General features: G+C 41.8%; 7 protein-coding genes and 1 tRNA gene. 6 read left to right on the forward strand and 2 right to left on the reverse strand.

Features of this window, described 5'->3' with window-relative positions; all coding sequences use genetic code 11:
• The coding region (locus CXF82_RS09590) for a methyl-accepting chemotaxis protein (RefSeq protein WP_102044087.1) at positions 1 to 1,353 on the forward strand (1,353 nt) is incomplete at its 5' end.
• Between the two features lie 180 nt (positions 1,354 to 1,533).
• Positions 1,534 to 1,623: transfer RNA gene (locus CXF82_RS09600), tRNA-Ser, on the forward strand.
• Between the two features lie 74 nt (positions 1,624 to 1,697).
• Here the strand turns inward: CXF82_RS09600 and CXF82_RS09605 are convergent.
• Together CXF82_RS09605 and cls are read right to left on the reverse strand one after the other, a co-directional pair.
• Entirely contained in the window at positions 1,698 to 2,330 is a 633-nt protein-coding gene (locus tag CXF82_RS09605) for a sulfotransferase (RefSeq protein WP_102039446.1), read from the reverse strand.
• 60 nt (positions 2,331 to 2,390) lie between these two features.
• The gene (gene cls, locus CXF82_RS09610; RefSeq protein ID WP_101091652.1) at positions 2,391 to 3,848 is read right to left on the reverse strand and encodes a cardiolipin synthase; all 1,458 of its coding nucleotides are present in this window, start codon (positions 3,846 to 3,848) and stop codon (positions 2,391 to 2,393) included.
• 164 nt (positions 3,849 to 4,012) lie between these two features.
• On the opposite strand from cls, the gene CXF82_RS09615 reads away from it, so the two are divergent.
• From CXF82_RS09615 to CXF82_RS09630, 4 genes are all read left to right on the forward strand, one after another.
• Complete coding sequence (locus CXF82_RS09615; protein ID WP_102044088.1) at positions 4,013 to 4,870, forward strand: endonuclease/exonuclease/phosphatase family protein; 858 nt, start codon at positions 4,013 to 4,015, stop codon at positions 4,868 to 4,870.
• Positions 4,871 to 4,910: 40 nt separating this feature from the next.
• Positions 4,911 to 6,839, forward strand: coding sequence for a RecQ family ATP-dependent DNA helicase (locus CXF82_RS09620; protein ID WP_102044089.1), 1,929 nt, complete (start codon positions 4,911 to 4,913; stop codon positions 6,837 to 6,839).
• A gap of 171 nt (positions 6,840 to 7,010) precedes the next feature.
• Positions 7,011 to 8,783 (forward strand): DUF885 domain-containing protein, encoded by a 1,773-nt coding sequence (locus tag CXF82_RS09625; protein ID WP_102044090.1) that lies wholly within the window; start codon positions 7,011 to 7,013, stop codon positions 8,781 to 8,783.
• A 165-nt stretch (positions 8,784 to 8,948) separates the two neighbouring features.
• Positions 8,949 to 9,620, forward strand: a 672-nt coding sequence (locus tag CXF82_RS09630) for a response regulator transcription factor (RefSeq protein ID WP_102044091.1), incomplete at its 3' end; no start/stop codon positions are given.

Genomic DNA, 9,620 nt, shown 5'->3' on the forward strand with positions numbered 1-9,620 from the left:
CTTGTATCGGAGCAGGGCGCGTATCAAGAAAGATTCTTGGCGTTAACTGACCCGCAAACATATTCTGCTTTTCAGCAGTTAAAGAACAATCAAGCCTTTAAAGAGGTTGAAGCGTATCGAGCTATTGGTTTTGTGCAAAATTCTGCAAAATTAGAACAACAGCTGCCGGAGCTCTGGTTTCAAACTGCAACTAACCGGATTGAGCTGTTAAGCCAATTTGAGCACCAGTTATCAAATGAATTAATCACCGTCACTGAAGCAAGGTTAGCCATTGCGACTAAATACCTTTATGTAACATTAGCGATATTGTTATTGGCAGCAAGTATGGTGTTGCTGGTTTCTATTTCTGTCATGCGTTTTATCCATGAAAGTGTTTCTAACCTGCAGCGTTCAGTGACGCTGGCGAGAGAAGATTTCGATCTCAGTGTCAGAATTGTTCAGAACAGCGATGATGAATTTGGCCAATTAGCCAAGGCATTTAACGGCATGATGACAGATTTTGAAAATGTCATTGCTCACGTTACCACTAATTCAACAGTTTTATTTCAAGCAGTAGAAAAATTGGAGCAACACTCTACACAGCTAAAAAGCGATGTCGAGCTGGGCCACCGTGAAGTGGAGCAGGTCGCGTCAGCCATGACCGAAATGAGTGCTACCGTCGCAGAGATAGCCATTAATGCTGAAAATGCCTCTGAAGCATCAGCGGAAGCTAACATTGAGGCGCAAGACGGTAATGAAGAGGTCGGGCGTTCAAGCGCTGCTATCACTTTACTTGCCAGCGACATTAATGAGTCTGCAGCAGCGTTGCAAGCACTTGAACTTGATATACAAGGCATTGTAGCTGTGTCTGATGTTATAAGCGGTATTGCAGAGCAAACTAACTTGCTGGCACTCAATGCCGCTATCGAAGCCGCAAGAGCTGGGGAAATGGGCCGTGGTTTTGCTGTTGTAGCTGATGAAGTACGTAACCTTGCGCAGCGAGCACAAAGTGCAACAGGAGATATAAAAGCCATGACAGAGCGACTAAGCTCCGGGGCTAGTATCGCAGTGCTTTCAATGGAACGCGGTACAAAGCAAGCAAGTCAAAGTGTTGAAGAGGCAGAAAAGGTCAGCGTAGAGCTTAAAAAGATAGTCAATCATGTCGGGGTAATAGACAGCATGAATGAACAGATCGCGGCATCGACGCATGAGCAAAGTGCAGTGGCGGAAGAGGTGAATCAAAATGCGTTAAAAATTAGTGAGCTCTATAGCAATACTCACACTATCGCTAATGAACTCCAATCTCTCACCAACGAGCTGGTTAAAGGGTCAAGCAATGTTGCTATAGAAGTCAGTAAATTTAAACTGAGTTGACTGATAGTGGGTTAAAATTACGGCTAATAGCGCTAATTTGGCTAGCAAATATGCAAACGCTGCAGCTGGCCACAAATACGCTTGACGCAATTGCCCCTTTTGCGTAAAGTGTCGCTCCGTTAGCAGCGTAAGCTATGTTGTTGACTATTGTGATGATTAACCACATAAAAAGAATCAATTGGTGAGCTGGCTGAGTGGCTGAAGGCGCACGCCTGGAAAGTGTGTTTAGGTTTATCCCTAACGAGAGTTCGAATCTCTCGCTCACCGCCATATATAGAAAAGCCCGTTATCGAAAGATAACGGGCTTTTTGCTGTGTTATTTTTGCTTGTTACCGCCCAAATATTTAGTGCGAGTAATCAAAGAACTTACGCTGCTCTAGGCCTGCGGCATTTGAATTAACTTTATTGGGGTGCTTATGCTCTTTCCAGCAAGCGACTTTTCTGCCTACATTTAGATGAGGGAAGTCCAAGTTTTCCTCTGTACTTATCCCTATAAATGTCAGTAACTCGCTTAAGCTACTTGGTTTGCTAACGTCGAGACAGATAAGATCATCTCTGTTTTCAAAATATGCGAGTACTCCCTGTTTATGTTGCTGATAACACTTTGCCAGGTGCTCTTTATTGTCTGGGACTCGTGTAGATGAAAATTCAAAAACAGCATTGAAAGTACGTTTTAATACGGGGTTGAATATACCGCTTTTAAGGTCTAAGTTAGCCAACATTTTATTAATGAGCATCTGCATAGAAGGCACCCAAAGCGTTAAGTCTCTTTCTAAATAGACAAATTTGGAACCTGGGAAAAGCTTATCAAGTTGTGCGTAATCACAAAAGCATGGAGAGTCAGAAATTACATCGGCTAATTCAAATGCCCTTTTTGTATAGGCGGTGTGAGCGACATTGAATCCATAGTCTAGTAAGGCAACGCTGATACTCGTTGTACCTGTTCTGGGTAATCCAATAATAAAAAGTTTGTTCATGTGCTTATAAAACCAATATAAAGAAATAAGTGTTAGAGGTTGCTGTTGCTTGCAATCTACCTACAGCAAAGGGCTAAACAGGTAAAAAATACGTTCAGTGATGCGGTTGGCTAAAGAGCGTTTTGCCCATAGCTCAGGAGATACCATTACAGAGTCAGCTAAATAACTTTGTTGGACCCGTTCAAGCTCCTGCGTAAACGGAAGGTTGTCTACCGCTAAGGTAACCTCAAAGTTGAGCCATAAGCTTCGCATATCAAGATTTACCGTGCCTATTAGGCAATGATTTCCGTCGATGACAACTGACTTGGTGTGTAATAATCCGCCTTTAAAACGATGAATATTCACACCAGCATCGAGGAGTTCCGAGAAAAAGGCTCGGCTAGCCCATTCAACCATCAGCGAGTCATTTTTATCCGGTACGATGATATCAACTTGCACATCGCGCTGAGCAGCAATAATGAGTGCCAGTTGCAAATTTTCACTGGGTACAAAATAGGGAGTGGTAATAACAATACTTTTTTGCGCTTGATAGATGCTTTGCAGTAAGACCTGATGAATAATCTCATCTCGCATTCCTGGCCCTGACGGAATAACCTGCACTAAATCTGTGATGTCATTGTCATCATGTGGTAAACATTTCGGCAGTTCGGGTAACACTCGCTCATTGGTTTCAACTTCCCAGTCCCACGCATGGATGCTGTTTAGTACAGGCACCGTAGTGCCCGTGATCCTGACCATCACGTCAATCCATTCTCCAACGCCTGCCTCTTGATTGAAATACTTTGGATCAACAAGATTCATGGAGCCTGTATAAGCAATCTGATTATCTAAGACCACAATTTTCCGATGTAATCTTAAATCGAGCCGTCTAAAGAACATCCTCAATGGTGAGACTTCGAGTGCATTGACAACGCTGATCCCTGCTTTTTTAAATGTAGTAGGCCAATGACTTTTAAAAAAGCTCCGGCTGCCAGCGGCATCGAGCAGCAACTTTACGCAAACGCCGCGATTAGCCGATCCCACTAGAGCTTGCGCGACATCATCGGCTTTACCACCAGGTTGCCAGATGTAGAACTCAAGGTGGATTGATTCAGTCGCTTGGTCAATATCCTTGATTAACATTTCAAGGATCTCATGGGTTTGGTTCAGCAGTGTTAATTGATTATCGGCAAGTGCAGGAATACCAATCTGTTTTTCGCATATGGCACTAATTGATTGCCCGTAAAGGCTGGAGACATGAGGCTTATATTGGCGGACGTTATAGAGATTTGAAAACCATTGCTCATAGGGCGAGTACATCTGCTGTGCGCGTTCTGCACGTTTTTTCCCTAAGTTGAGCTCGCCAAACAAGAGGTAGGCAAATGCTCCCCCTAACGGCACGATATAGATTATCATCAACCACGCCAATGAGACGCCAATTGCCCGCCTTTTAACAACGACTCGCACGCTGATACCAGCAATCACTAACCAGTAAATAAATACGCCAGCGAGGGTGAGTAGTTGATAAAAGTGGTACATGTTTTCTTTGATAATATAAGCCTTAGGAGATCGAGAAGAGCACTGGAACAGTCATTAAAGGTGCGCTAGTGAGTTAAGCGACTAATGTTTATGCCACACATGAGTAAAAGCTATTATAATGAAAACATTACCGTAAATCTAAGTAAGAAGCAGAATAACTCATCATGTTTAGAATTCTTCGTAAGCTCATTTTATTTTCACTGTTGTTAGTGACATTGATTGGCCTCTATATTTACCAAAGTACAGTAATTCCGCTTAAAGATACATTGTTAGCAAATGACACTGATGGTGTTAATGCAGTGCAATGTGTCACACATAGCCCGAATGTACCGCTTGATAGACATGGCTATCTAGATATTGCAATCTGGAATATCTATAAGCAGCAGAATGAGGGCTGGCAAAATGTACTAAAACAGCTGGCAGACCGGACTGACTTGCTATTGCTGCAAGAGGCAACGCTAACAGATGATCTAAAGGCACTAATTAACGAGCAAAAACAGGGTTGGGTGTTGGCAAAGGCATTTATATTCGGTGGTGAGCCTGTGGGGGTGATGAATTTGTCGCAAGACTATCCCTTAAGTACCTGCGCCTTTAGATACTCAGAACCATTAATCCAATATCCGAAATCTTTATTGGTATCCTATTATCTGTTGTCAGATAACAGCCAGTTGTTGGTCGCTAATATACACAGTATCAATTTTACGTTAGGACTTGAAGAGTACCGTGCTCAACTCAACGTCGTTGCTGCGGCGATAAGCGAACACAAAGGCCCTGTTATTTTGGCGGGTGATCTCAACACCTGGAGTCGCGAGCGTGGAGAATACATAGCAACAATGGCGAGAAATGCAGCATTAACGGAAGCTGTGCCTAATGATGACTCGCGAACGACCATTTTTGGTCAATCGCTTGACCATATATTTTATCGAGATCTGCAATTGGTAAAAACTGAATCAATTGTCACGGATAGTTCAGATCATCATCCGCTTAAAGCATATTTTAGATTACTCAAAAAAATCCCTTAGTAAGTCAACTACTCGTGAAGAGTCACCGATAGGACAAAGTATGGATGACGCGCACGCGTTACTTAAACAGTATTTCGGTTTTAGTGCTTTTAGAACCGGCCAGCAAGAAGTCGTTAGCAAGATATTAAATGGTCAAAGCGCAGCTGCCATTTTCCCAACAGGGTCAGGCAAGTCGCTATGCTATCAATTACCTGCAGTTACATTGCCAAACCTTACATTAGTTGTATCGCCGTTATTGGCGCTGATGCAAGACCAGTTAGCTTATTTAGACGCTCGAGGTATTTCTGCTGCATCTATTGATTCCACTCAAACCCCTGAGCAGGCCGCGGCAGTATTAGACGGTGTGACCGATGGCAGTATAAAAGTGCTGATGATCTCAGTTGAGCGTTTGAATAACGAAAGATTCAGGCGTTTTATCAGTGGTATTGCAATCTCTTTACTGGTGATAGATGAAGCACATTGTATCTCGGAGTGGGGTCATAACTTTCGGCCCGATTACTTAAAACTACCAAGTTATCAACGGATGTTGAATATTCCGCAAGTGCTGCTGTTAACCGCGACAGCAACTTCAAAAGTGATTGCCGATATGGGCAGTAAATTTGCAATAGCGCCTGAAAACATTACATTAACCGGCTTTTATAGATCTAACTTACATCTCAATGCTGTTGGGATAAAAGAAGCCGATAAATCCCGGTTTTTAGTTAATTGGTTAAATGAACGACAACGCACAAGTGGAATTGTTTATGTGACCTTGCAAAAAAGTGCTGAAATAGTCGCCAAGTATTTACAAGCCAACGGCTATAACGTATTGGCTTATCATGCTGGAATGGACAGTGATGAACGCAAGTCAATTCAGACTCGCTTTATGTCAGGTGAAGTCCCCATCATTGTTGCCACTATTGCTTTTGGAATGGGTATAGATAAAAGCGATATACGTTTTGTGGTGCATTATGATCTGCCTAAATCGATAGAAAACTACGCGCAAGAAATTGGACGTGCTGGGCGAGACGGTAAAGATTCCGAATGTATGGTGCTGGCAAATAAAGATAATCTTAATGTATTAGAAAACTTTGTATTTGGCGATACACCTGAGCTTAACGCTATTACCCGTGTTATTGATGAGATTAAGTCAGTGGCTCAACAGAGTAATATTTGGGAGTTGATGCTCAATCAGCTTTCTACATCCTCAAATATTCGACCTCTGAGTTTGAAAACCTTGTTAGTTTATCTTGAGATGCAAGGCGTTATTAAACCTAAATACAGCTATTTTGCCGAATACAAATATAAGTTGCAGACCTCTTTAGAGGCGATGTTGAGTCGCTTTGATCCCGAGCGCCGGCATTTTGTTAAAGCGATTGTCGATACCTCTGTAAAAGCTAAAATTTGGCACAGTGCTGATCTTAATCAACTTGAGACCATTTACCCTAATAGTCGTGGTCGAGCAATAAAAGCTTTAGATTACTTAGATCAAAAACAGCTACTAGAACTGCAAAGTAAACAGTTAACACAGGTTTATGACGTGTATGCCGCAGAATTAAACGTTGATGGACTAGCAGAGCGGCTTTATCAGCAATTTAGCATTAAGGAGAGCAGTGAAATTGAGCGAATTAATTTTCTCGTGTCATTTTTTGGCAGTGACCGTTGCTTAAGTTTGCAGCTCGCGCAGTATTTCTCAGATCCAAATGCCATCACAGCGTGTGGTCATTGTTCTGTCTGCCTTAATCACATAGCGGTATTACCCGAACCCGCGTACTTGAAACCTTTGATTGAATATGATTTTCAGCAGATCTGCGCTGAAGCCGTTTCAAAGTTAAAATCGCATACATCAGCGGTGTTGTTAACACGCTTTTTATGCGGCTTAACAACGCCCTTGTTTACCAAACTGAAAATGAGACAAGTGCAAGGCTTTGCACAATTTGAACGCTACCGCTTTAAAGAGGTGCTAGCGTGGGTAGAGCAGCAGCTTTAAAGTAGTAACACCTGTATTAGTAGTATGCATAATACGCGTTGTTTTATGCATACTATGTAACAAAGATTTTCCAACTCGACTTTATTAATGTAAAAAAACAAAGAACATGTTTAACTGACTGCAAATTTATCGCTACATAGATTGCGAATAATGATAACTAAGGGATTTCACATGAAAAAAGCCGCGCTAACGCTTGCCATCGCATTATCACTGACTGGGCTCACAGCCTGTCAAACTCAAACGTCTATAGAGCAAAGCACTATTGAAATGACAGATCAAAATTTGGCATTTCAACAGTTTAGTCAGAGTTTTATCGATGATTTGTGGCTCGAATCGCCAACTTGGGCTTTGTATAGTGGTTTTCATCAGTATGACGGTGTGCTTAAAGTCCCCAATGAGCAGGCTCGCCAAGCTAGCTTAGATTTTGTATCGAAGCAATCAGCATTGTTGACTCATTTTGACAAAGACAGTCTAACTCCCGGTTTGTTAACGGATTATCGCTTAATTGAAAACTTGATTGGTCAGATGCGTTGGGACATAGAAACCTTTAAGTCTTGGCAGTGGGATCCAACTAACTACAATGTCTCAGGCGGCTTTGCGCAGATCATCAATGAAAATTTCGCGCCTTTAGATCAACGTTTAGCTTCAGTACTGTCGAGAATGGAAAACGTCCCAGCTTATTACGCTGCAGCTCGAGAAAATATAAGTCACCCTACGCTAGAGCATACACAGCTGGCGATTATGCAAAATGAAGGTGCTTTTTCTGTCTTTAACAATGACCTTCTAGATCAGGTTATCGCTTCAGAGCTAACTAATGAGCAAAAGGTACTGTTTGTAACACGCTTCAATAAAGCCACCATAGCCATAAACGAACATATCGACTGGTTAAAGGCACTTGAAGCCAAATTAGACAAAGAGGGCGCACGTAGTTTCAGAATTGGCGAAACGCTGTATGAACAGAAATTTACCTACGACATTCAAGCGGGGATGAGCGGTAAGGCCTTGTATGAAAAAGCGATAGAAGATAAGAATCGCGTACAAGCAGAGATGACAAAGATCACCGAAAAGCTATGGCCTACCAATTTCGATACGCCAATGCCGAAAGACAATAAAGTGGCCATAAAACAGCTTATCGATAAGTTATCGGTTAAGCATGTTAAGCGTGACGACTTTGTGGATGAAGTTAGGGCGCAGATCCCAGAGCTAATTGCCTTCGTTAATGAAAAGGACTTAGTCACGCTTGATCCCAATAAACCTCTCATCGTACGTGAAACCCCAGCTTATATGCGTGGTTATGCTGGAGCATCGATTAGTGCTCCGGGACCATATGAAAAGTCGGGTAACACCTATTACAACGTCACTCCATTGGACGGCATGAATGATGAGTCCGCAGAAAGTTATCTAAGAGAATATAATCATTGGATTCTGCAGGTGTTAAATATCCATGAAGCGATCCCCGGTCACTACACACAATTGGTTTACTCGAATGAATCGCCAAGCTTAATTAAGAGTTTGTTTGGTAATGGCGCTATGGTGGAAGGTTGGGCGGTTTATACCGAGCGAATGATGTTAGAAGAGGGCTATGGTAATTTTGAGCCTGAAATGTGGTTAATGTATTACAAATGGAACCTACGTGTTATCTGTAACACAATACTCGACTATGGTATCCAGGTTAAAGGAATGACAGAAGCAGAGGCTCTTGATCTTATGATCAATGAAGCTTTCCAGCAACAAGCCGAGGCGCAAGGGAAGTGGCGTAGAGCAACGCTGAGTCAGGTGCAGCTGACTAGCTACTATTCAGGATATCGTGAAATATATGACTTTAGAGAAGAGTATAAAGCACTGAAAGGTGAGGACTTTGACCTTAAGGCATTCCACGAAGAGTTCTTAAGTTATGGCAGTGCTCCAGTCAAATATATTAGAGAGCTAATGCTGCATAAATAGCATATTCAAATATCATTAAACCAGCAGTTAACATAATTGCTGGTTTTTTGTTTGTTTAGTCCTTTGATTTAACAGAAATGTGATCTATCCCATCATTCTCTACTAGCTTATTTAACGCTCTTAATGTAATCTCAATGGTAATCGTTCGCATTTAGATTACGTGAAATGAAAAACATACTGCTCGTTGATGATGATCTTGTACTACAAAGTCTATTAAAGAGCCATTTAGAGGCTGAACACTTTATTGTTACTCTTGCGTCAGATGGCCAAGAGGCACTTGAAAAACTGCAGCATATTAACCCTGATCTTATTATTCTTGATATTAACATGCCAAAGTTAAATGGTATTGAGATGTTAAAATTACGCAATGATAAAACCCCGGTAATGGTTATCTCTTCACTGGATACAGAACGTGAACGCGTTAGTGTATTTGAGCTAGGCGCAGACGATTTTCTGAGTAAACCTTTCAGTCAACGTGAGTTAATCGTAAGGATCAGAGCCATTCAACGTCGAATAGAATTAGTCAGAAATGAATCTGAAATAAACGACGATTTAGCCACCGATGTGTTGTTTGATGATAGTAGCTATAGCGTGTCTATTTCTTCAAAAGAAGTTTCCTTTACTCAAACAGAATTTAAGTTGTTCAAATACCTATTTGAACGCAAGGGTAGGGTTATTGCAAAGCAAGAGTTACAGCTAAGAGTACTGCAAAAAGAACTAGGCCAGTTTGATAGAAACTTAGATATGCATATCAGTAACACGCGAAGAAAATTAGCAGCGATACAGCTGCCTAAATCCTTAATCAATACGGTTAGAGGTAAAGGGTATAGTTTTGCA

The organism is Shewanella sp. GutDb-MelDb (genome assembly GCF_002836075.1).
Taxonomy (GTDB): domain Bacteria; phylum Pseudomonadota; class Gammaproteobacteria; order Enterobacterales; family Shewanellaceae; genus Shewanella.

Coding starts and splice junctions, on each gene's coding strand:
- CXF82_RS09605 (WP_102039446.1), bottom strand. CDS start 2,330: ATGAACAAACTTTTTATTATTGGATTACCCAGAACAGGTACAACGAGT.
- cls (WP_101091652.1), bottom strand. CDS start 3,848: ATGTACCACTTTTATCAACTACTCACCCTCGCTGGCGTATTTATTTAC.
- CXF82_RS09615 (WP_102044088.1), top strand. CDS start 4,013: ATGTTTAGAATTCTTCGTAAGCTCATTTTATTTTCACTGTTGTTAGTG.
- CXF82_RS09620 (WP_102044089.1), top strand. CDS start 4,911: ATGGATGACGCGCACGCGTTACTTAAACAGTATTTCGGTTTTAGTGCT.
- CXF82_RS09625 (WP_102044090.1), top strand. CDS start 7,011: ATGAAAAAAGCCGCGCTAACGCTTGCCATCGCATTATCACTGACTGGG.